We start from the raw sequence: 23,657 nt of genomic DNA on the forward strand, positions 1-23,657 counted from the left end.
TTTGGGACAGGGGCAGGGCGAAGGAGCTCTTTCTGGAGCGCAGCTATATCACAACAAACGATGGTTGAAGCACTCGATTTCCACTCGAAGTTACGCTTAGCGTTTTATGGCCGGACAGTCGCAATGACCCCACCACAGCAGCGATCAGTCCAACATATTAAACATCCCCAATATGAACTATCTTACTGACCGTAAATGTCATTATTCTGCGGGCAAAGTCCAATATAATACTGGTGCCTTAAAATCACTGACACGCAGCGGAGCCTATAACCGATGAGCGATAAATCCAGCCCGACAAAACCCAAAAAACTGGCCGAGATCCGTGACTGGGGCATCGAAACCGACGTGGCCGTCATCGGCTTTGGCGGCGCCGGAGCCTGCGCTGCACTGGAAGCCGCTGACGCCGGCGCCGATGTAACTATCTTTGAGCTGGCCAGCGCCAGCGGCGGCTCCACGGCCTTGTCCAGCGCAGAAATCTATATGGGTGGTAATGGCGGTACCCGCGTACAAAAAGCCTGTGGTTACGACGACACCTCTGACAATATGAAAGCCTTTCTCAAAACGGCTTTTGGCAGCAACGCCGACGAAGCGAAGATCGATGCCTATGTCGATAACAGCGTCGACCACTTTAACTGGCTGGTGGAAAAAGGCGTTCCATTCAAGGACTCTGAGCTGAAAGAACGCGCCATTATGGCTCTCACCGATGACTGCCTGCTGTTCACGGGTAACGAAAAGGCCTACCCCTTCACTGAATCAGCCTACCCGGTACCGCGTGGACACAACCTCGAAATCGAGGGCGACAACGGCGGCCCGCTGCTGATGAAAATTCTTACCGAACAAGTGGAAAAGCGCAGCAATATCACCGTGAGTTACGAATCGCGCGCCCTCACCTTGATCACCGACGATAGCGGTGCAGTTGTCGGCGTTCTGGTCCGGGTCAATCAGCAAGAAGTCGCCGTGCGCGCTCGTAAAGGCGTCATTCTCTGCGCAGGCGGGTTCTGCATGAACGAAGACATGGTGCGCAAGTACGCACCACTTTTTGACAAGAAACTAGAACCCATCGGTAACCCCGGCGACACCGGCTCCGGCATTCTGATGGGGCTGGGCGTCGGCGCCGGCACCGTGAATATGCATGAATGCTTCACTACCATTCCCTACTACCCACCCCAGTCACTGACTTACGGCATCTTCGTGAACGATAAAGGGCAACGGTTTATCAACGAAGACTGCTACCACGGACGGGTGGGTTTCAACGCTCTGGTGCAACAGCACAACCATTCCAAACGCATCTACCTCATTACCGACGTGGAAGGTTACGGCGACTACGAAAAAATGAGTTATCTGGGCGCTCAGGTAGCCGGCACCGGTGAGACGGCCGAAGAACTGGAGCAGGAACTGGCGCTGCCCGAAGGCACCCTGAGTAGCACACTGGACGTTTACAACCGCAATGCGGAAAACGGTGAAGACCCACTGTTCCACAAAAGCGACGCCTGGCTGCGCCCGATCAAACCGCCGTTTGTGGCACTGGATTGCACCTTGGGCCGTGGTACCTTTTACCCCTTCTTCACCCTTGGTGGCCTCGACACCCTCAGCACCGGCGAAGTACTGACACCTGAGCGGGATATCATTCCGGGCCTGTTTGCTGCCGGACGAACCACCGCCGGTATTCCGCGAACCGCAGCGGGTTACGCCAGCGGCATGTCGGTGGGTGACGCCACCTTCTTTGGCCGAATGGCGGGCAAGGCAGCTGCAGCACGCTAGATCATCACCTTAAGGTGGCCTCCCCGGCCGGGAGGCTGCCTTAAGGCTGGAAACATAACGGGTTCAGCGCTTATCCCACCCACGCACACAACGCATGTTGTACTACCCACCATTGAGTCGATCGGCCTTACCCAAGGCGCGCCCTAGCCTACGGCAATCGCCTGAGCAGCCAGTGGCACCCTGAAGGTACTGTTGTCCTGCATCCTGCACTGCGCCGAAACACGCCAGCATATGTCCCAGTACTACCTGATGGCCGCGATGACCCGCCATTACCGTTCTATCACTGAGCGTGAAGACAGCCAGATATCCTAGAGACAACACTGGTCGAGGAGCGTTAAAAACCCTGCTTTTTAGTGCCGCGCTTTGGAACGGCGGCCAGCGGGTTATCAGGCCAGGGGTGTTTCGGATAACGCCCTTTCATGTCCTTTTTGACGTCGCTGTAGGCGTTGTTCCAAAAGCTTTCCAGATCCTGTGTAACCTGCAGTGGGCGCCCAGCTGGCGACAGCAAATGCAATGTCAGCGCCAATTGGCCTCCGGCGATTTTCGGCGTTTCCCGTTGACCGAACATTTCCTGAAGTTTTACCGCCAACACCGGCGGCGACTCACTGTAATCAATTGCTATACGCGAACCACTTGGTACTTCAAGTGTACGTGGTGCCGCCTCGTCAAGTTTGCGCGGAAGCGGCCACGGCAACAGCGTAGCCAGCGCCGTTTCAAGATCCAGTGCTTGCAGCTGCCGGATATTTTTGACTACCGGCAAATAAGGCTCCAGCCATTGATCAAGGTGCGCCGCCAACCACTCGTCAGATAAGTCCGGCCACTCACTCTCGCCCCGAGTTTGCATATCGAGCCTGTACAAACACAGTACCCTTTGCTGAAGGCACCGCGCATTGTCACTCCACGGCAAGGCCTGCACACCACGCTCGGCCAGCCAGTCCATCAAGGCGGCCTTTAACACAGCATCGTCATGCTCGCGCACTGCTTCCCGATTCAGCACCAGCTTCCCGACGCAATATTGGCGCTCAATCAGTAACTGGCCATTCTCTCGCCACTCCACCACTTCACGCCGCTCAGGCGCAGGCAAAATATCGCCAAAAAAATGTGGGCTCAGGGGTGCGGCGAGAAAGATCCGGTCGTTCGCCTGGCCAGCGCGACTCCCCAATTGCGCTACGGCGAGCAATGTCTCGCGCTGCAGTGAGTCGTCTTCTGCAAGCACCGCGCCGCGCCCGTTTGCGAGCTGGAAGCCGGTACTAGCAGAAGAGCGCTGCTGTGCGATGCGTTCAGGGTAGGCAAGCGCAATACACAATCCTATGCTTTCCTGCTGCGACACTCGTCCTGGCGCCGGCTCACTCGCTGGCTGCTCGCCACCCTTACTCAACATTTTTCGAAATTGCTTCGCCTGTTGTTGCAGACGCGATGCAACCCCGCGATTGCGCAGACGATCCAATGGCAAGCGCAGGCTCAAATCAGCACCCAGCACCGGCTCAGGATCACGATCAGATAGCAGCGCAGCAATATCAGCCGCCATCGGCAACACACCGATCTCGCGGGCCTGGATTAGCATATGGGCCAATCTCGGATGCACTGGCAATTCGGTCATCGCTTTGCCGTGCTCGGTTATAACCCCGTCGACCGAGCAGGCACCCAAGGATTCCAATAATGCAAGCGCTTGTTGCCAAGCGGCACCTGACGGTCGCTCTAGCCATTCAAGCTCATCGACACCAACGCCCCATAACATCAACTGTAGCGCCAACGGCGCAAGATCTGTGTTGACGATTTCCGGCTCGTCGAAGGCAGGCAATTCTCGTTGTTGCTCCTCGCTCCACAACCGCCAAGTATTGCCCGCCGCCAAACGTCCGGCGCGGCCCGCTCGCTGCTCCGCACTTGCGCGGGAAATGCGTCGGGTGCTCAATCGGGTCATACCCAAGCGGGGGTCAAAGGCGGGTTTGCGCGCCCAACCACTGTCAATCACCGTGGTGATGCCTTCAATCGTCAAACTCGATTCAGCAATATCTGTCGCCAATACCACCTTGCGCCTGTCCGCAGCGACCGGCCGAATCGCCTCGCGCTGTTTTTCCAATGACAAGGCACCATAAAGGGGCGACAAGCTCACCGAATCCGACATCGAATTTTCGGTCACCGCTTGTTGCAACTCCCTCTGCAGTCGGAGTATTTCTCCCTGCCCCGGCAGGAAGACGAGGATGCTGCCCTGATCCTCTACGAGGCACTGCAAAACGCATGATTTTACTTGGGGACCAATGTCGCGCAGGTCACTTCTTCCCCGATAGTGAACGGTAACGGGAAAGCTGCGCCCCTCACTGCGAACCACGGGTGCACTATCGAGATAGTCCGACAGCGCATCACTGTCCAGCGTTGCAGACATAACCAGCAACTTCAGCGGCAACGCGTCGCGAAACAACCCGCGTGCATATCGACACAGTGCCAGACCGAGGTCGGCATCCACCGAGCGCTCATGAAACTCGTCGAAGATCACCAGGCCGACTCCCTCCAGACTGGGATCGGTCTGCAGCATCCGTGTGAGCACCCCTTCCGTCACTACCAGAACTCTGGTATTAGCGGACACGCGGCTCTCCAGCCGCATGCGGTAACCCACAGTTTCACCGACCGGTTCTCCCAGCAGATCCGCCATGCGCTGGGCCGCGAGCCGTGCAGCAATCCGCCGGGGTTCCAGCAACAATATGCGCTGTTGCGCAAGCCATGGCTCGTTCAACAAGGACAAAGGTACACGTGTGGTCTTGCCCGCACCGGGTTCTGCCACCACAATAGCCTCATCGCGCTTTTGCAGCGCCTCATGAATCTTGGGAAGTACCTGATCAATAGGAAGTGACATGAATAATGCAATGAGCCAACAACGGCGCAAAAGCATAGCATACTGGCACAACAGCCGATGAAGGCCACCGCACTGGTTACCGGCGCTACCGGTTTTATAGGCTCCCATCTTGCCCGGAGATTGTTAGCCGAAGGCTATCATCTCACGGTGCTGATTCGACCGGGGGCAACATTGGAGCCCGCGCTTCGCGAACAATGCCACATCGTTTACGGCGATCTCAACGACTCACGCGCTCTGGCGTTCGCGGTACGTGATTGCGAATTCGTGTTCCACTGCGCTGCCAATGTAAACACCTGGGACTCCGCGACCAATTACTACCGAACCAACGTGCTGGGTGTTCAAAACCTGCTCGATGCCCTGGTACACAACAATCTTATTCTGAAACGTTTTGTACATATTTCGACGGTTGATGTTTACGGTTATCCGCAGCACCCTGCCGACGAAACGACCGAGCCACGAAAAGTAGGGTTCGGCTACGGTGACAGTAAACTGGAAGGTGAACAGCGGGTTTGGCAAACTGCGAACGCCCACAATCTGCCATTTACGATTATCCGTCCCGCCAACGTGATTGGCCCTGGCAGCCAATTCATTCGGGAGATTGGCAACGCTTTAGACCGTGGCGACATGCTGACCATTAACCGCGGGCAGGCCCACGCAGGACTGATAGACGTTGATAACCTGATAGATTTGCTTCTGTGGGCCGCACGCAGCGACAAGGCAATCAACGAGATCTACAACGCCCGCGACGACACCGAATTGAACTGGTACGACACTCTTCAGCTTCTGCAGCAGATGCTACAGACTGACAAAAAAATCCGAAACTTGCCTTTCCCTGTTGCCATGGCCATCGCTCGCATTGCTGAATCTCTCTACGCCCTGACAGGGCAAACTCAGGAGCCACCGCTGCACCGCCTGCTGGTGTGCATGTTTGGGAAAACCTGCGGCCACAGCGCGTTAAAAATTCGACAAGCCAGTAACATTACTTCGCGAATACCCATTGAAGAAAGCATCCAGCGATCTGCGCAATGGTTTTTAAGTGACATTGATAGAGCCAGCGTTCCTACGGCACAACAATCTGAGTAATTGCAGCGTCAATAATGTGAGCTAACAAGCACTGCAAAGAACAACTTCGTCACAGCCTAATTCACGAACTCGAAAGGCTGTGACACAGTAAGCAAAATAATTCAAGCAACACTTCCTCCCAACTCCGCTATGCACGTATGCTTTGTGCAGTATTACCAAACTTAATTCAGGCTGTCGTTGCCGTCGGAGGTTTCACCATGGTAAAGCCGCATCAAACACTGGCTCAGGGATTACTCGTGATCCTTTTCTCTCTAACACTCAGCGCCTGTGGCGGCGGCTCCAGCTCGTCTGGCAGCGGTAGCGTAGCCCCACCACCGGCCGAACCCAACAACACATCTGTTGCAGACGGCGTTAATGGGCCGTTGGATGAGGTACAAACCCCTGTCTCAGAGAGCGTGTTTGGTCAGATCATTGCCGGAGCCGAAGGTACCCCCCTGGAGGGAACCCTGGACTGCGTTCGTCAGGCAGTTGTTATTGATACGCTCGACATTCTGGACTCTGTAGCACTAGCCCTGTCAGAGGCTGCATCAACTCAGGATCCGGCCGTATTTGAGGCGGCTTCGGGTAATATCCAATTCTCGCTGGACGAGCTGTCTAAGGATTTGCCCGGTGCCCTGGGCGTACTTACCGGCGAAGATTGTAACGGCTCTGGAACACCCGGCAGCAACCCATTGGCAGACACACCACTGGCGCCGCTGGGCGACGCCCTCGCACCTGTCCTGGCCCAACTATCCACTAACGAGTCGGGCAACGGTCAGGATGCAGACCTGTACTCATTGGCACTACTGAGCAACCAACTGGCCACCGCATTCCAAAGCGGCATGAGTCAGCTCCCTGCTGAAATCACCGGAGCCCCCTTCCTGGGTGGCGCTCTGCAGACATTGAGCACAGCACTTACCGATATTGACACGACGCTGTACTGGTTTTCCCGATACAACGGCGATGCTGCCGCGACAGCTCTCGAAGCCGCGCTGAATCGCGCGCTGACTAACACGCTGACAACCATCGTGCCGCTGACCATGTTGGAGGCACAGGCGGGACAGCCCGGTGTACTGAGCACACCGATCGCACAGGGTATCGACCAGCTTACCTCTGCGCTGGGCACCAACCTGCTTTCTGTGGCTTTACCGGAACTGGCCAGCGCCATGAACAATGAACTGGCACCGGTATTGGACCCGATCGAAAATACGCTTTTACCTGGGATTCTGCTGGCAGCGTATTCCGGACTCGGCGACAGTGAAGGCACAGACCCCATATCTCTTCTACTGGGCACGGTAAGCAGTGGCCTGGCAGGTGGCGGCAGCGGCAGTGGTGGTGGCCCAACCGGCACACCGCTCGACCTACTGCTTGGCCCGATTATCAATATCACCGGTGGTGCTTCAGCCTGCCCTTTCCAGGACACTCCGCTCGCAAGCGGATGCAGCCTGTTTACACTGCTACCCTAACTATTTGCGCTCCGTCCTCAACAGAGGCCGGAGCATATTCTCCAAGCCATTGAGCTTCACTTCGTACATCAGCCCTAATTGCTCGCCTAGTTTTCCTGAAGGAAAGCCCTGCTGGTGGAACCACACCAAATAGGGCTCCGGCAATTCCAGCAACTTGCGACCTTTGTACTTACCAAAGGGCATGGTCTGGTTGATAGCAGCCAGTAAAAACTCCTGATCACATTCAAGGTTCATTGCGCAATTTAATCCTGTCCACGGGCCAACCGAGTTGCCCATTAATCACTATCCGTGCCATTAAGCTTATTCCGATGAGCTTTATCAATCATTGTAGTTACGCGTTTCCGGTCTTGGACAAGGCGACCCCGTCTTTCTATAGTGAAAACGGATATTACGTGGCCGATATACCGGCCCACAGTGGAGGAACCATCATGGCTATCGCTCCCCGCATTGAAGCCCATCTGGAAAGAATCGGCGTAGCGTACGATCTCGTCGCTCACCCCCATAGCAGTACAAGCATGCAATCAGCTATATCGGCAAAGGTACCACCAACCCAGGTTGCCAAAGCCGTTATTGCCCACGATGGCGACAAATACTGCGTCTGCGTCATGCCCGCAAACCGGCGCTTGGTTTTAGACTGGCTAAATCAACGGATGCACGGTAGTTACCGCCTTGCCACCGAAGATGAAATAGCCGCGCTCTTCGACGATTGCGAAACCGGCGCGATACCCGCCCTGGGGCAGGTGTATGGCATGCCCGTGGTCTGGGACGATGAATTGAATGACGTGCAGGACATCTATTTCGAAAGTGGTGACCACGAACATCTAATTCATCTGGAACACGCCGCGTTTATGGAGCTGATGGGGCTCCAGGCCCACGACATCATCAGCTGCATGCCAGAAGAAGCCGGCGCGACCTTTCACTAGCGCTGCGCGACCGTCTTCTGTATACAGACAAACCAATCCGGCGGCGAAGCCACCGCCGGGATTGGTTATTATTTCACCACAAAATCTTCCCAGCGTACGTTGCGCAGGCGTCGCATATACTCCCAAGTCGTCCCGGCCCAATTATTGGTTACTCGCCCGCCATCTTTGTACCAGCTGGCATCAAGCGAATTCCAGACCATACCCTGCAGCCTGCGCTGCAATTCATCATTGTAGGCACGCTCTACATCAGCCTTCACTTCTAGAGCCCCTGAACCACTCATACGCTTGATACACGAACAGATATACTTGGCTTGCGCCTCTGCCATCAACACAATCGAGTTATGCCCCAAGTTGGTATTAGGGCCATACATCATGAAGAAGTTTGGAAAGCCGGCCGTACAGACACCCAGATAAGCATGCGCGCCACCTTGCCAATGATCACGCAGCGATTTTCCGCCAGCGCCAAAGATTTCCATCGGCGCCAGAAAGGGGTTGGTTCGGAACCCGGTACCAAAAATAAGCACGTCGGCATCGTGGCGCAAACCGTCAGCCGTGACCACACCGCGTTCAACGACCTTAGCGATGGGTTCTGTCACAACATCCACGTTGTCCCGCGCCAGCGCTTCAAAATAGTCATCGGAAAACAATACCCGCTTGGCACCAACCGGATAATCCGGAGTCAGCTTGGCCTGCAGCTCCGGATCTTTCACCGTTCGCCGAAGGTAGCGCATGTGGGTCCAGCGAAACCAAGCCTGTATTAATCGGTTTCCCGTGAGCATTGGATAAACCAGCCACTCGTTACGCGCCCATAAGCGAAAACGATACAGTCTCGCCACAAGCGGAACGCGATCTGCCAACCATTGTTCCCACGGCTTGTACGGGCGATCGAATTTGGGCATGACCCAATTGGCAGACCGCTGAAAGACCGTGAGTTGCTTAGCCTGCGACGCAATCTCCGGAATAAACTGTAATGCACTGGCGGCATTGCCAATCACCGCCACCCGCTTGTCTTTCAAGCTAACATCATGACGCCAGCGCGCGGAATGAAATTGCGGCCCTCCGAAATCATCCAGGCCGGCAATGTCCGGAATAAAGGGACGATGCAGCTGTCCCACCGCCGACACCAGAAAGCGAGTACGCAAACGCTTGCCCTGCACAGTTTCGATCTGCCAAATGCGCTGCGCCTCATCGTAATGGGTAGATGCAACTTCTTGTTGAAACTGGATATGCTTATAGAGGTCGTATTTGCTCGCGGTATGCTTAAGGTAGCCCAGAATCTGCGGCTGCTCCGACCACTTGTATTCCCACTGCGCATTATGTTCAAACGAATAGCTATACAGTGCAGAAGGAATATCACACTCAGCGCCTGGGTAGGTATTCTCGCGCCAGGTGCCGCCAACTTCGTCTGCCTTCTCCAGCAGTGTAAAACGACTAATACCCGCCTGCTGCAACGCAATGGCCATGGCAAGCCCGGAAAATCCGGTACCAATAATCACTACATCGTGTTCCGCCTGCTCTGACATTACTGCTCCCACCAATTTTTATTTTCTACCGAATGCAATAACCAATGCATTTAACTGAGCATCATACGCTAGTGCTGCGGATGGTAGCATGCCGCAGCGCCTGATAGTTTGCAGCAGGCGCCAACGTGTGATCCAAGTATCTCCGCTAGAGATAGGTGTCGTAATACTCGGCAAAGGAGTCAAAGGTGAAGTCCAATGCGCGCGTGGAAATGGCAGATTTCATACCATCAAAGCCGTGGAAACAGCCCGTGAATAACTCAAACTTGACGGGTACCCCCGCGCCCTTCAACGCATCCGCGTAGGCTATGGTTTCATCCCGGAAAGGCTCCAGATCACCGACAAAAGTAATGGTAGGCGGAAAATCGGTATAGTCCTGATTTCGCGCTGGTGCTGCGTAGTCTGGCACCGAGCCATCCGTTGCCTGTCGCCCCTTTAGGTAAAGACTCCAAGCGAGTTTATTATTCGGCGTACCCCACAGCGGCGCAAGCATGTGCTGACCGGATTCCGTCTGGTGGCGATCATCAATCATCGGATAAATCGGCATCTGAAAAGCAACATCAACGTCTTTTGTGTCGCGCGCTTTCCAAGTAAGAGCGGCTGTCATACCGCCACCGGCACTGTGGCCGCCAATCATAAATTTATCGCTGCGCGCACCCAGCTCCGCTGCATGATCACGCGCCCACAACAAAGTGTCGTAGCAATCATCAAAACCGGCTGGAAATGGCGCATCGTGCGCTTTGCGGTAATCAGGCGCCACCACGATGCACGGGCGAGCCTTAATAAAACGTTCAATCAACATGCCAAACAGCTCAGGGCATCCCAGTACGTAGCCACCACCGTGAATATAAAGCAGTATCGGCAATGGCTGATCTGCTGATGCATTCTCCGGTTTGTAAATACGCACCCTGATATCCGGGCCACCGTGCGTACTTGGGATGTATCGCTCGTCGTTGACCAGTCCTTTTATCTCTTTACCACGGGAAAAGCGCTCTGCCTTGCGCATCAGCTTTATTCCCCATTCTCGACTGATCAGCCACGCTATACTCATGGTGGGCCGATAGTATCGCTGCAGTTCCGGATCGAGCTGATGTTTTTCAATTTTCATGGTAGCGCTGCCTGATTTTTATGATTGCAACAAAACTACGACTCTAGCAGTTTTAGGCACAGAACCAAATGGTCGCTAGTCGCGCAATACCCACCCCAGCAAACTATCTTGCGATGGTGGCTGTGCACTGCCTGTCAGACTGGCCAGCACCCCCTTTGCCAGCTGCTTGCCCAGCTCGACACCCCACTGATCAAAGGAATTAATCCCCCAGATAACGCCCTGACAGAACACTTTGTGTTCATATAGCGCGATAATATTCCCCAGCGCTCTTGGACTTAACGAGTCAAACACCAGGGTATTGCTTGGTTTATTGCCGGGAAAACTCCGGTGTGGGAATAACTGTTCCACCTGCGCATCAGTCATGCCGGCATCGCGCAATTCAACACGTAACTGCGCCGACTCTTTGCCTCGCATCAGTGCCTCACCCTGCGCAATGGCATTGGCTATCAGCATACGGTGTCCCTGCGCATCACCGGTATCGCTTTCCCGGGCAAACAGGATATCGCAGGGAACGAGATCGCTACCCTGATGCAACAGCTGATAAAACGCGTGCTGCCCGTTGGTACCCGGCTCGCCCCAGATCACAGGTCCGGTGGCGCAGGCAACAGGCTGGCCATCAAGGCGAACGCGTTTGCCGTTGCTTTCCATATCCAGTTGCTGAAGGTAAGCTGGCAGCCGGTGCAAACGCTGACTATAGGGCAACACCGCATGCGTTGCCGCCCCCCAAAAATTGCGATACCAAACCCCGAGCATCGCAAGTACCACTGGCATATTCTGCTCGAGCGGCGCGGTTCGAAAATGTTCATCCATTGCCTGCGCACCCGCAAGCAGCTCGCGAAAACGCGGCATGCCGATAGCCAGCGCTATGGACACGCCGACGCTGGACCAGAGCGAATAACGACCACCAACCCAATCCCAGAACAGAAAGGTGCTTTCATCAGCAAATCCGTGCTCGCGTGCAACCTCGGCCTTGGTGGTTACCGCGACCAGATGCGACTGAATATTCTCACCGACACTCTGTTCAAGCCAACGCTGGGCTACCGCCGCATTGGCCATGGTTTCCTGCGTAGTAAAGGTTTTGGAAACCACTACAATCAGGGTTGCCTGCGGATCTAGCTGTGCCAGCGTGTCATGGATCTGAGCCGGATCAACATTGGATACAAAATGCACAGCCGGGCCATCACTGGCGTAGGGCTTCAGTGCGTCGGCCACCATCGCCGGCCCCAGGTCAGAACCACCGATTCCAATATTCACAACATGCTTGATTGCCGCACCGGTTGCACCTCGGTGCTTGCCGGAACGTACCGCCTCGACAAACGCGGCCATCCGCTCCAACTCGTGGTAAACATCAGGCACCACATTGCGCCCGGCAACCTCAATACGCTGATCGGCTGTGGCGCGCAGTGCCGTGTGCAAAACCGCACGCCCTTCCGTGGCATTAATTGCGTCACCGGCAAACATTGCGTCACGCCGTTCAGCAATGCCAGCCTGCGATGCAAGTTCAATCAGCAACGCCAACGCAGTATCGTCAAGCCGGTTTCGGGAATAGTCGAGAAACAACTGATCCACTTGCAGGGAATAGCGCGAGAAGCGCTTTTCGTCCTGTGAAAACTGATCACGCATGTGCACAGGCGCCAGCCGCCGCTGAGCCTCAACCAATTGTTGCCAGATTACTCCCTCGCCCGCAGTAAAACCGCTCATCCTGTCACCCTGTTCTAGGTCATTATTGGTTATAGATGTGAGTTCTCAGTTGCTCACACGATCATGACGGCGCGGTGGCGCACGACAGTCGTAAGGCCTGAGCACAGCCAATCAACCCCGGCTCAGCAGCGGTAATGATCGCGAGGGGAATCGCTGCACACAGGTCGCTGAAGCGCCCCTTGTGGTCAAATGAACGACGGATAAGGTCAGTATCCACCAGATCCAGCATTTGAGGCAAAATGCCGCCGGAAAGATATACGCCATCGTAAGCGCCAATCATCAACGCAGCATCCCCGGCAACACCCCCCAGAATAGCGCAAAAATCCTCTATTGTGCGTTTGCACAGCGCATCACCTGTACGCGCACCCGCGGTAATTTCCGGCGCACTCAATGTTTTTTCAGCCCCCTCTAGGCAAGCGTTAGCCCAGTAAAGGTTGGCAAGGCCCATACCTGACAGCAACCGTTCAACCGAGACCCTCTCGTAGCGTTGCCACAGCTGTTCCAGGATAGCCGCCTGATGCGCATTTACCGGCGCAAAGCTCACATGCCCGCCCTCCGAGGGCAGAATCTCGCCCCCCGAAGTCAGCGCAGATACTCCCAAGCCTGTGCCGGCCCCAACCACCGCTGTTACACCGCTGGCGTTAGCGACTGGGCGCGCATTGCCCAGCCACAAGAGATCGTCAGCGCCCAATGCCTGAATGCTGAGTATTTGCGCACTAAAATCATTGATGACAGTAACCGGTAGCCCGAGCGATTGCTCAAGGGCACGCACACTAAACGCCCAATGATTATTAGGCAGGTCGATCCAGTCCTGCCCCACCGGACCGGCCACCGCCAGACAGATTCTCTCTACGCGAGCGAGATGCCCATGCGCCTCACCCCACGCCAGATAACTGCGCACGGCCTCCTCAAAATGCGGATAGTTGGCACAGGCGAATTTTTTAACGGCCTGAATATCCTCCGAACCCGTCACTCTGTCACCTGAACGCACACAGGCAAAGCGCGCATTGGTTCCACCAATATCTGCAACCACCTGAACGGTCTGATTTTCTGCCGCAGCCACCTGCGCTTTACTCCTGTCCACCAATTGTTAGTGCATCGCACCGGCTTCTCGCTAAATTACAGAAAAAACCATAAGATTGAAGAGCTACCAGATCCGGATTAATTTTATTACACCTTGTTTCAACCCTGCCCCAAAACCGACGAATGATGCCATGAGTGTACTGAGCCAGTTAAAAGCCCAACGCGATACCCTGAGCAAAGCCGAGGCCCGACTCGCGGATGCCATTCTCGCATCTCCCGAAGAAACCGTGAACATGGCAACCGCTGAACTTGCCCGTCGCGCCGGCGTCAGCGATCCGATGGTATCGCGTTTCTGCCGCAGCCTGGGCTGCAATAGTTTTCCCGAGTTCAAAGTTCAGCTGGCAAAAAGCCTCGCTCAGCGAGCAAGCTTTATAACTGAGGCCGTCAATCGTGACGACTCGACTGCCACGATTATCGAAAAGCGCATCAGCGCAAATCAAGCGGCGTTGGAGTACTTACGCACGCATATCGACAGCGCCACCGTGGAAGCCGCTGTCACGCATCTGGCGCAAGCGCGTCAAATTGTGATCGCCGGTATGGGCGGCGCAGCCGCTATCGCCCAGGATGCACAACACAAACTATTCCGCCTCGGTATACCCAGCATCGCCTACAACGACCACCTTATGTTGCGTATGGCGGCTGCCGGAGCTTCTGCACAGGACTGTTTTCTTACCTTTTCGTTTACCGGCCGCACACGAGCGATGATTGACATTGCGGAACTGGCAAAAGCCAGCGGTGCTAAGGTACTGGCGATAACCAGCCCCCGGTCGCCGCTTGCCGAGCAGGCCGATGTAGTCATCACTTCAGGCGACGAACTCGAAGATACTACCATCTATGTACCCATGACGACGCGCATCGTTATTCTGTCGATAATCGACATTCTTGCGACCGGGTTGGCGCTCAGTAAAGGCTCGGCGGCTGAAGAGCAGCTGCAAAAGATAAAACACAGCCTCGATGTGACCAAACTCTGATCAAACAGTCAGTGCTGCCGCATCCCGAGCCAGCGCTTCAATGCCAATCCAGTCAGCACTCGCGATCAACTGTTTCTCCAGCATCCAGGTGCCGCCAACACATAACACATTAGGTAAAGATAGGTAATGTGCGGCATTAGCCGGACTGATGCCGCCGGTAGGACAAAACCGCAGTTGCGGCAGGGGGCCGGACAGCGATTTGAGCATTGCCACACCACCTGCAGCTTCCGCCGGGAAAAATTTGAGATGGCGCAGGCCCTGCTCTAACAGCAGCATGGCTTCGCTTGGGGTGTTAACACCTGGCAAAAGCGGCACTCCAACTTCACGGGCCGTAGCCAGTAGATCAGGGGTGCAACCGGGGCTAACCAGAAATTGCGAACCCGCATCCCGAGCTTGCACCACATCCTCCCGACTCACCACCGTACCCGCCCCCACAATCGCATCGGGCAACGCCGCTCTAACGGCGCGAATAGCGCCGAGTCCGTGTTCGGTTCTCAGCGTTATCTCCAAAACAGTAAGGCCACCACGATACAGGGCTGTGGCGAGCGGCACGGCATGCTCCGGCTGTTCAATAACGATGACCGGAATAACCGGGCAACGCGACATAATGGAATCCAGATCCAGCATGGGGTCTTATATCCTGTGCAAGTAAACTGCTTCGGCCAACAGCATCATGGTGCCCAAAACACATCAAGTGGAAAGCCAAACAAGGCGCGTACCGGCATATCACTGATATCAACGCCGGCTCGCGCCATCTCATATACTGAACGTTTTTCGGCACCTGTAATAAGCAACAGACGCTTCCGCGCGCTGGACAGATAGTCCAGAGTTACTGTCATCCGCTGGGTATACGGGCCGGTCACTGCACTGGGAATGGCGTCTATCGCAGCGCAGCGCGGAGGCTTCACCTGCGATGCCTGACTGACAGGCAACGCGATCGCCTCCTCCAGACCGGTGGCATGCGGGAAAAGCGATGCGGTATGACCGTCGCTTCCCATACCCAGCAGGCAGACGTCTGGCCGCGCAGGAAGCGCCGCGTAGCGCTGCTCACACTCGGCAAGGCCCTCATGTACATCTGCGGCAGACGTTTTCATTCCCACCAGATGAGCCTTTGCTGCCGCGCCCGTCAGCAGGTTTTTGCGAATAAACATCTCATTACTCGCTTCGTGATCTGATGACACCCAGCGCTCGTCCACCAGTGCCACGTAAACTCTGGACCAGTCGATATCTGCCTGCGACAACACGTTGTACACCCCCCGAGGACTGCTGCCGCCGGACACCAGAAATACGGCCGTACCACGCATTTCGATAGCGTGGGAGAGAATCCGAACGATATCCTCGGCCAATGCCTTCTCCAGGCTGGCTCGATCGGGGAAAGACCTGTCGTCAATCACGGTGCCTGATACTCGCCGGCGTTGAACCAGCTGAAGCCATCCTCGGCCAGCAACTCATCCGACTCGGGAGGCCCCCAACTACCGGCGCGGTATAGGTGAGGCGTATCGTCAGATCGCTGCCAGGCTTCAATGATCGGGTCAATCCAGGCCCAGGCGTGATCTACCTCGTCACGATGGATAAACAGGCTGGGATTGGCCGCAACCGCGTCGAGAATCAGACGCTTGTAGGCATCACTCTTAAAGCCTTTATAAGCCTCCGAAAAGTTAAGATTGAGGGTGACTGGCTTCAAATTCATGTCCAGCGTATCAAGGTCCTTGGACATCATCGACAGCTGAATACTCTCTTCAGGTTGCAGACGTATAATCAAACGATTGGGGAGCAAAGGCCCCGTATCAGCGCCGTAAACGCGATGGGAAACTTCTTTGTACTGGATGACAATTTCAGCGCTGCGCTGCTTCATGCGCTTGCCGGTGCGCAGGTAGAACGGTACCCGCGACCATCGCCAATTATCAATATAGGCGCGTAACGCAACAAAGGTTTCCGTATTACTGCCGGCCTCTCCCAGCTCTTCCAGATAGCCTGGAACAAGCTTGCCTTTCTGGTTGCCAGCCACATATTGCCCGCGCACGGTATGTCGCATCACATCCTCATCACGCATAGGGCGCAGCGCTTCAAGTACTTTGACTTTTTCCGCCCGAATACTGCTGGCATTCATTTTGTGAGGCGATTCCATTGCCACCAGACACAGCAGTTGCAGCAAATGATTTTGCACCATATCCCGCAACGCACCGGCCTCATTATAAAATCCCGCCCGCCCTTCAAGGCCGACTGTTTCGGAAATACTGATCTGCACGTGATCGATCGTTTTCGCATCCCAAAGATGCTCAAATATCACATTGGTAAAGCGCAGCGCCATCAGGTTCTGCACGGTTTCTTTACCGAGATAATGGTCAATACGGTAGATGGCCGCTTCGTCAAAATAGCGCGCGATCTCATTATTTATGGCAGTGGCGCTGGCTGCGTCGTAACCCAATGGTTTTTCTACCACCACCCTGCTATGGCGGTTAACCAGCCCATAATCGTGGAGGTGATGACAGCAGATACCGAAGATGGTCGGAGGGATTGCCAGATAGTAAACTCGCACGCGATCCGCTTCGTTGTTAAGCTTTTCAGCCATCACCTGCCAGCGCTGATCTGACGTGGCGATATCCAACTCCACGACTTGAACATAGTCGCAAAATGTTTTGAACCCGGCTTTACTGTATTCGCCCGGCGACAGGTATTCCTGCAAAGCCACATCCGCCTGCTCAAGATAGGCATTCGGATCGCGGTCGCCACGGCAGCAAATAAAAAGCCGCGAGCCCTCCGGTAACTTTCCCTCACAGTACGTACGATAAAGTGCCGGTAGAATTTTTCGAAATGCGAGGTCGCCTGCGCCACCAAATATGACGATATCAAAGGGTTCGGCGGACACACTTTGCCGATTGTCTGTTGTCTGTGTTGTCACCTATACCCCCAGAACCGATGCGCCCGATTCAGCACTGCTGACCACTCGTCGAAAACTGGCGAACAGTTCTCTACCCATACCCTGTTCGTGCCCGCCGGCGTAGTCAGCTGGCGGTCGCGCCAGCGCTGCGTCGTCCATTACTTTCAATATTCCCTGTTCGGCATCAAGTTCAATCATGTCACCATCGCGCAGACTGGCAATCGGGCCACCGTCCAGCGCTTCGGGTGTCAGGTGAATTGCCGCTGGCACCTTTCCAGATGCGCCTGACATTCTCCCGTCTGTCACTAGTGCAACTTTATACCCGCGGTCTTGCAATACACCCAGCACCGGCGTCAGCTTGTGCAGCTCAGGCATGCCGTTAGCTTTCGGCCCCTGAAAGCGTACAACGGCGATAAAATCCCTATCGAGTTCCCCGGCATCGAAACGCGCTTTAACTTCATTCTGGTCGTCAAAGATAACGGCCGGCGCACGCAACACCCGATACTCAGGTTTGACCGCGGAGGTTTTGATGACTGATCGCCCCAAGTTTCCCTGCATCAAACGCAGTCCTCCTTCGCGACTGAAAGGCGCCGAGCAGCTTGAAATGATCTCGCTATCCAGACTTGCCAAGGGACCGGAGCGCCATTGAACCTCACCGTCTTTGTCCAGAAAGGGCTCATCGCAATAGTGACGCAAACCCTTGCCAGCAATGGTTGATACGTCCTCATGCAGCAGGCCATTGTCCAGTAATTCGCGAATTAGCAGGGCCATCCCGCCTGCGGCGTGAAAGTGATTCACATCGGCCAATCCATTGGGATAGATTCGGCACAACAGGGGCACAACTTCAGAGAGCTCCGCCATGTCCTGCCAGTCAATCAACACGCCCGCCGCACGTGCTATAGCCACCAAATGAATGGTGTGATTGGTTGAGCCACCGGTTGCCAACAAGCCGACAATCGCATTGACGATGCTTTTTTCATCGATCATTTCCCCCAGTGGCATAAAGTCCGGCGACAGTGGCGACAACTGATTGAGATGGGTCACGGCTGCCCGGGTCAGCGCCAGTCGCAGTGGTGTGCCGGGGTTCACAAAGGAGCTACCGGGAAGCTGCATTCCAAGAATTTCCATCAGCATTTGGTTGCTGTTGGCCGTACCGTAAAACGTACAGGTACCAGCGCTGTGGTAAGACTGACTTTCCGCCTCCAATAGCTCATCTCGCCCCACCTTACCCTCAGCATACAGCTGGCGAATTCGACCTTTCTCCGCATTGGGCAGACCAGACTCCATTGGCCCGGCTGGAACAAACACACAAGGCAAGTGACCGAAGGACAGGGCAGCGATGGCCAAACCGGGCACGATCTTGTCACACACGCCAAGGCACAGCACGCCGTCGAACATATCGTGAGACAGCGCCACCGCCGCACCCATGGCAATGGTGTCACGACTGAACAGGGACAATTCCATTCCTTCGCGGCCCTGGGTCACCCCATCGCACATGGCAGGCACGCCACCCGCAAACTGCGCGACTGCCCCCAGCTCTCTGGCAGCCTGTTTGATCTGGGCCGGATAATCCTGAAAAGGCTGATGCGCCGACAGCATATCGTTGTAGGCGGAAACAATCGCAAAGTTGGCTGCCCGGTCTACCGCCAATGCCGCCTTATCATGGGGATCGGAGGCGGCAAAGCCGTGCGCGAGATTACCACACGACAGCTGCGTGCGAGACACGCCGGGACGATGCGCACGCCGGATTTTCGCCAGATAATCGCGTCTGGTATCGCGACTGCGTTCAATGATGCGCTCGGTGACGCGCTGGATATCGGCTTGGATCACGCTATTACCTTTGGCCGTGGAAAAGTGATGAGACACTCAGGCCCCAATATTTAGCACCATTACTAATTATCCAGATTAAAACGTTTACATCAATACAATTATTTAACTTAATTAAATAATTTAACTGGAAAGCCTGATTTCACAAAAACGAGCCCGTCATTTCTTAGCATAGCTGCAAACGCGGAGAAGGTGCCGAGTGCGCGATACCCCGGGCGATACAATGGGCGACTGAGTACGAGAACTGCCTTGCCCCGCCCAGCGCACCATGCCCACTCTTGTGCGCCGCAGTAATTGCAGCGAGACAATCTGCTATTTCACCTGCTGCTTGGCCAGCTTTCTCGCCAGGGTTCGCCGATGCATTCCCAGCCGCCGCGCTGCTTCAGATATATTGAAGTCAGTCTCCGCCAGCGTCTGGTGAATCCGCTCCCACTCCAGCGTTTTGATGGAGGTCTGGCGACCACTGATTTTAACCTCGGTGTTGCCCTCGGCTTGGTTGAAGGCCGCTTCAATATCATCGGTATTGGACGGCTTGGCCAGGTAGTGGCAGGCACCCAGTTTTACCGCCTCCACTGCCGTGGCAATACTGGCGTATCCGGTGAGCACCACTATCAACATATCCGGGTCATGCGTATGCAAGGCTTGCACACAGGCAAGTCCCGACGCTTCACCATCAAGTTTAAGGTCGACCACAGCATAGCCCGGAGAATGCTCTGCCAATACCGCTTCGGTGGTTTCCAGGCTGGAAGCATTGAGCACGGCATACCCGCGCCGCTCGAACGAGCGGCGCAGCGTACGGGCGAAGGCCTCATCGTCTTCCACCAACAACAATGTGCGCTGTTCGTCTTCGTTACCGACATCAGACATGGTTTCAATCCTCCTTCAACAACAGAGCATCCAGCGGTAGCTTGAGCACAACCTCAGCCCCGCCCTCAGCGAGATTGCGAGCCTGAACCTCACCCCCGAGTGTACGGGTAACATTAAACACCAGAAACAGGCCGAGACCACTTCCGGGCCGCCCTTTGGTCGACTGATACGGCTGACCGAGTCGATTGTAAACCTTGCTGGAAAAACCCGGCCCGCGATCAAAAACACGCACCACCAACATATCACCGTCGCGAGCCACTTCCAGCCCTACCCACATCGGCGACGCTTCCAAGGCATTGTCCAGCAGGTTGCAGACGGTTTGCTTCAACACCGAGTCCGACGCAATATCCACATCTTCACCGAAACGGTTCTCAAAATGCAGCTCCTGGCTTTTACGCGTGTTTTGCCAGTCTTTGATCAGATCCTCGAAAAACTCACAGACCGTAGTCTCCTCGGATGACTCACCGCGCGTTTCCCCCGCCGACATCAAAATACCGCTAACAATCGCCTTGCAACGCCGAACCTGAGCCTTCATTTCTTCCATATCGGCCACAAGATCAGGATCGGCGCTAAGAGCATCCATATGCTTCCAATCACCAAGAATGACGTCGATTGTTGCCAGCGGCGTTCCCAGCTCATGAGCCGCGCCCGATGCCAGCAAGCCCATGCGCAGAATATGCTCCTCTTCCGCCGCACGACGTCGCAACTCAGCCAGCCGCGCATCCCGATCCCGCTGGGTACGGGTAATCCGGTTTACAAAAATTACCAGCAGCGCGGCATTGAGCACCAAACAGATAAACATGCCCTGCACGTAGAAGCTTTCGATACCCAAGTGATAGTCCAAGGGCAAATTCAGCGAATGGGCCGTTTCGGCCAACCACAAAAAACAGAGAGTCGAAATAGCCAACAACGCCCAGGCCAGCGGCGCAGCCATCAACACCGCCGCCAGCCCCACCTGCAGTACGTAAAGAAAAACAAAGGGGTTGGTAGCACCGCCGCTGAGATGGAGCTGAAAGGTAAGCGTGCCCATATCCACCAGCAGCCCGACAAAAATTTCGAGCGCATGAATGCGACGTCCGAGGCGCAGGCTAATCTCGTACAGCCCGTTAAACACCACCAATGCCGCTAGCACACCAAACATTTTCTGCAGCGGCAGCTCAACACCAAAGCTGAAATGGGTCACAAGAATAGTCAGCAACTGTCCGAGCACCGCCATCCAGCGCAGCTGCACCAGCTGACGCATGTGCTTGCTCAGGGTATCGCTGTCACTGTTACTAACAATCAGGTGGCGGGGCTGCTGCAGGCTGATGCGCAGCTTGGCGGGTGTGGGAATCATACGCCGGTCTCGTGCAGAAAAAGCCCAGTATACGCGCGCCTTAGCTTTGGCGCAGTTTCCGCTGCTCTCGCACGACGATGACACCGGCAATTACGACCATCAGCGCCAGAGCGTACCAGGTCAGCGCATACACCAGGTGTGAATTATGGAACCGCACAACTGTCAGGCCGCCGACCGGGCCTTCAGCACTCTGACCGAGGCCTGGCGAGCCGGGCTGCTGTGCTGCCGCGTCGATAAAATAAGGCGCAAGAGAAAGATTCAGGGCACTGCCGATGGCGCCGACATCTCTGGAATACCAGCGATTGTCCGCTGGCACATTGTCGCGCAGAAAACTGCCGCCGGGCTCACTTAGCCGTAACAGTCCGGTTACCTCTACTGGCCCTGCAGGAACTGGCGCCGGCTCGCCCCCTTGCGCCACAAATCCGCGATTCACCAGAATAGTTCCGCGGGACCGGGTACGCAGGGGAGACATGATCCAGTAGCCGCTACCCAGCTCGGTCGCGGCCACTACTGGTGTATCCGCCGCGTCAATAAACTCGCCTTTGACCCTGACAGCGCGGTACTCATCCCGCTCACGGCTAATCGCCTGCCACTCACTGGGTAACGGTGCTGCAACTGGCGACGCGTTAACTCGCTCAGCGACGCGCGCCATCAAATCCTGTTTCCAGGCACGCCGCTCTAACTGCCAGTTACCCAACGCAATAAAGCCGACAAACGCAACGATCGCCGCGAACAACACGACAAGCTGCCAGCCCAGGCGCCGACGCTGGATGCCCTGCTCGGCAACCATGCTTACATCATGCCGGGCATCATGTTTACATTCATGTTGTACATGACCCACAACGATCCGAACAGGGTGATAAATAGCAACACGGCCGTAAACAGCAAGGAGAGCATATTCCAGCCCCCTTCCGAATGAAAATTCATATGCAGAAAATAGACCATGTGAACCACGATCTGAACGGCAGCAAATGCCAAAATGATTAAGGAGGTCACGCCATCGGATGAAAAGACGTCACCCATCACCAATACAAAAGGAATGGCCGTAAGAAAAACAGAGGCCAGGAAACCGATCATATAGCCACTGAAAGACGCGTGCGGTGCCTCTTCTTCGTGGTGATCGTGATGATTTGTGTCGTGTAGGGAATGCTCGCTCATGTCATCGACCCCATCAGATATACGAAGGTGAAAACGCCAATCCAGATCACATCAAGAAAATGCCAGAACATGGAGAGACAAAACAATCGCCGTCGGTTAGCCGCAATAAGGCCGTGCTTGTTTACCTGAACCAGCAAGGTTATCAGCCAAATCAGACCGAAGGTAACGTGCAAGCCATGGGTACCCACCAGCGTAAAGAAGGACGAGAGGAAGGCACTGCGCTGCGGCCCCGCCCCCTGGTGAATCATATGATAGAACTCATAGAGCTCAACCCCAAGAAAGGCTGCACCTAGCAAACCGGTAATTGCCAACCAGACCAGCGTGCCCATCTTCTTGTTCTGCTGCATTTGCAGCATCGCAAAGCCATAGGTAATCGATGAAAACAACAGGAACGCGGTATTTAGTGCCACTAGCTGTAGATCAAATAGATCACCGCCGGTAGGACCGCCGGCAAAGCTCTGGCTCAATACACCATAGGTGGCAAACAGAGCGGCAAAGATGAGGCAGTCGCTCATCAAATACATCCAGAACCCAAGCAGCGTGCCATTGGGTACGTGATGCTCGCCGGGCACCAGGAATTCCAGCTTGCCGGTTTCTCCGGCATTCATGGTTGCAGAGTGAGACATCAGGCCAGTACCTCGCTTCCAGAATCATTGCTTCGCTGCGCTTCCACCAGCGCCACCTCTTCCGCGGGAATGTAATAGTCACGCTTATAGTTAAAGGTGTGCGCAATGGTTGCGCCAATCAGGCCAACAAACGACAACCCGGCAATGAGCCACATGTGCCAGATCAAGGCAAAGCCCAACACGGTGCTGATACCGGCAATTACAATACCCGCTGCCGTGTTCTTCGGCATGTGAATGGAAACAAAGCCGTCTTTGGGGTGCTGATAATCATGGCTTTTCATTTGCCACCAGGCATCGTTGTCATGAACTCGCGGGGTAAACGCAAAGTTATATTTCGGCGGCGGCGACGTCGTGGACCACTCAAGCGTTCGCCCGTCCCACGGATCGCCGGTCTCGTCGCGCAATTGGTCGCGCTTGCGGTAGCTGGCGTAGAACTGGAACAGGAAACAGAAAATACCAATACCGATCAATATGGCACCCAACAGTGCAATCTGGAACCAGATCTGCAACGAGGGG

The 23,657-nt window shown here is 55.3% G+C and carries 20 protein-coding genes and 1 pseudogene; 5 read left to right on the top strand and 16 right to left on the bottom strand.

All coding sequences use genetic code 11. From position 1 onward, the window contains the following. Positions 1 to 273 precede the first annotated feature (273 nt). Entirely contained in the window at positions 274 to 1,761 is a 1,488-nt protein-coding gene (locus ABYP39_RS03425) for an FAD-dependent oxidoreductase (protein WP_372763844.1), read from the top strand. 334 nt (positions 1,762 to 2,095) lie between these two features. On the opposite strand, the gene hrpB is transcribed toward ABYP39_RS03425, so the two are convergent. Next, positions 2,096 to 4,612, bottom strand: coding sequence for an ATP-dependent helicase HrpB (gene hrpB / locus ABYP39_RS03430; RefSeq protein ID WP_372781151.1), 2,517 nt, complete (start codon positions 4,610 to 4,612; stop codon positions 2,096 to 2,098). Between the two features lie 57 nt (positions 4,613 to 4,669). Between hrpB and ABYP39_RS03435 the strand changes: the two genes are divergently transcribed. Both ABYP39_RS03435 and ABYP39_RS03440 read left to right on the top strand, forming a co-directional pair. Beyond that, the gene (locus tag ABYP39_RS03435; protein ID WP_372781153.1) at positions 4,670 to 5,695 is read left to right on the top strand and encodes an NAD-dependent epimerase/dehydratase family protein; all 1,026 of its coding nucleotides are present in this window, start codon (positions 4,670 to 4,672) and stop codon (positions 5,693 to 5,695) included. A gap of 197 nt (positions 5,696 to 5,892) precedes the next feature. Further along, a complete protein-coding gene (locus tag ABYP39_RS03440; protein ID WP_372781155.1) occupies positions 5,893 to 7,140 on the top strand; it encodes a hypothetical protein in 1,248 nt (415 codons plus the stop codon). Here the strand turns inward: ABYP39_RS03440 and ABYP39_RS03445 are convergent, their stop codons facing one another. Further along, positions 7,141 to 7,374, bottom strand: a complete 234-nt coding sequence (locus tag ABYP39_RS03445; protein ID WP_372748526.1) for a DUF3820 family protein — start codon at positions 7,372 to 7,374, stop codon at positions 7,141 to 7,143. It abuts the gene before it with no gap. 194 nt (positions 7,375 to 7,568) lie between these two features. On the opposite strand from ABYP39_RS03445, the gene ABYP39_RS03450 reads away from it, so the two are divergent. Beyond that, positions 7,569 to 8,063: an aminoacyl-tRNA deacylase gene (locus tag ABYP39_RS03450; protein WP_372748527.1), complete on the top strand. Its 495-nt coding sequence runs from the start codon at positions 7,569 to 7,571 to the stop codon at positions 8,061 to 8,063. 68 nt (positions 8,064 to 8,131) lie between these two features. Here the strand turns inward: ABYP39_RS03450 and ABYP39_RS03455 are convergent, their stop codons facing one another. The 4 genes from ABYP39_RS03455 to glk all read right to left on the bottom strand — a co-directional run bounded on the left by ABYP39_RS03455 (position 8,132) and on the right by glk (position 13,455). Then, positions 8,132 to 9,586, bottom strand: coding sequence for a flavin-containing monooxygenase (locus tag ABYP39_RS03455; protein ID WP_372748528.1), 1,455 nt, complete (start codon positions 9,584 to 9,586; stop codon positions 8,132 to 8,134). A 145-nt stretch (positions 9,587 to 9,731) separates the two neighbouring features. Continuing rightward, positions 9,732 to 10,691 (bottom strand): alpha/beta hydrolase, encoded by a 960-nt coding sequence (locus ABYP39_RS03460; protein ID WP_372748529.1) that lies wholly within the window; start codon positions 10,689 to 10,691, stop codon positions 9,732 to 9,734. Between the two features lie 75 nt (positions 10,692 to 10,766). After that, complete coding sequence (gene pgi, locus ABYP39_RS03465) at positions 10,767 to 12,392, bottom strand: glucose-6-phosphate isomerase (RefSeq protein ID WP_372748530.1); 1,626 nt, start codon at positions 12,390 to 12,392, stop codon at positions 10,767 to 10,769. A 61-nt stretch (positions 12,393 to 12,453) separates the two neighbouring features. Beyond that, entirely contained in the window at positions 12,454 to 13,455 is a 1,002-nt protein-coding gene (glk, locus tag ABYP39_RS03470) for a glucokinase (RefSeq protein ID WP_372763736.1), read from the bottom strand. Positions 13,456 to 13,606: 151 nt separating this feature from the next. Between glk and ABYP39_RS03475 the strand changes: the two genes are divergently transcribed. Then, positions 13,607 to 14,446: an SIS domain-containing protein gene (locus ABYP39_RS03475; RefSeq protein WP_372748532.1), complete on the top strand. Its 840-nt coding sequence runs from the start codon at positions 13,607 to 13,609 to the stop codon at positions 14,444 to 14,446. On the opposite strand, the gene ABYP39_RS03480 is transcribed toward ABYP39_RS03475, so the two are convergent. The 10 genes and pseudogenes from ABYP39_RS03480 to ABYP39_RS03525 all read right to left on the bottom strand — a co-directional run. Then, on the bottom strand, positions 14,447 to 15,073 hold the full coding sequence (locus ABYP39_RS03480) for a bifunctional 4-hydroxy-2-oxoglutarate aldolase/2-dehydro-3-deoxy-phosphogluconate aldolase (RefSeq protein ID WP_372748533.1): 627 nt from the start codon (positions 15,071 to 15,073) through the stop codon (positions 14,447 to 14,449). A gap of 44 nt (positions 15,074 to 15,117) precedes the next feature. After that, a complete protein-coding gene (gene pgl, locus ABYP39_RS03485) occupies positions 15,118 to 15,840 on the bottom strand; it encodes a 6-phosphogluconolactonase (RefSeq protein WP_372781157.1) in 723 nt (240 codons plus the stop codon). Then, a complete protein-coding gene (gene zwf / locus ABYP39_RS03490) occupies positions 15,837 to 17,348 on the bottom strand; it encodes a glucose-6-phosphate dehydrogenase (RefSeq protein WP_372758383.1) in 1,512 nt (503 codons plus the stop codon). The genes pgl and zwf overlap by 4 nt, the downstream gene beginning before the upstream one ends. Further along, positions 17,349 to 19,157 (bottom strand): phosphogluconate dehydratase, encoded by a 1,809-nt coding sequence (gene edd, locus ABYP39_RS03495; protein ID WP_372748152.1) that lies wholly within the window; start codon positions 19,155 to 19,157, stop codon positions 17,349 to 17,351. 309 nt (positions 19,158 to 19,466) lie between these two features. Further along, a complete protein-coding gene (locus ABYP39_RS03500) occupies positions 19,467 to 20,021 on the bottom strand; it encodes a response regulator transcription factor (RefSeq protein ID WP_372748151.1) in 555 nt (184 codons plus the stop codon). Between the two features lie 4 nt (positions 20,022 to 20,025). Then, a complete protein-coding gene (locus tag ABYP39_RS03505) occupies positions 20,026 to 21,357 on the bottom strand; it encodes an ATP-binding protein (protein ID WP_372763735.1) in 1,332 nt (443 codons plus the stop codon). Between the two features lie 40 nt (positions 21,358 to 21,397). Then, positions 21,398 to 22,147, bottom strand: coding sequence for an SURF1 family protein (locus ABYP39_RS03510; protein WP_372748149.1), 750 nt, complete (start codon positions 22,145 to 22,147; stop codon positions 21,398 to 21,400). 2 nt (positions 22,148 to 22,149) lie between these two features. After that, on the bottom strand, positions 22,150 to 22,515 hold the full coding sequence (gene cyoD, locus ABYP39_RS03515; protein WP_372748148.1) for a cytochrome o ubiquinol oxidase subunit IV: 366 nt from the start codon (positions 22,513 to 22,515) through the stop codon (positions 22,150 to 22,152). Next, positions 22,512 to 23,141, bottom strand: a complete 630-nt coding sequence (cyoC, locus tag ABYP39_RS03520; protein ID WP_372748147.1) for a cytochrome o ubiquinol oxidase subunit III — start codon at positions 23,139 to 23,141, stop codon at positions 22,512 to 22,514. Before cyoC ends, cyoD begins: the two co-directional genes overlap by 4 nt. Continuing rightward, a pseudogene (locus ABYP39_RS03525) lies at positions 23,141 to 23,657 on the bottom strand (cytochrome o ubiquinol oxidase subunit I); the annotation flags it as partial. The pseudogene ABYP39_RS03525 and the gene cyoC, both read right to left, overlap by 1 nt.

The sequence above is a fragment of the Litorivivens sp. genome (assembly GCF_041625495.1).
GTDB lineage: Bacteria > Pseudomonadota > Gammaproteobacteria > Pseudomonadales > Spongiibacteraceae > Litorivivens.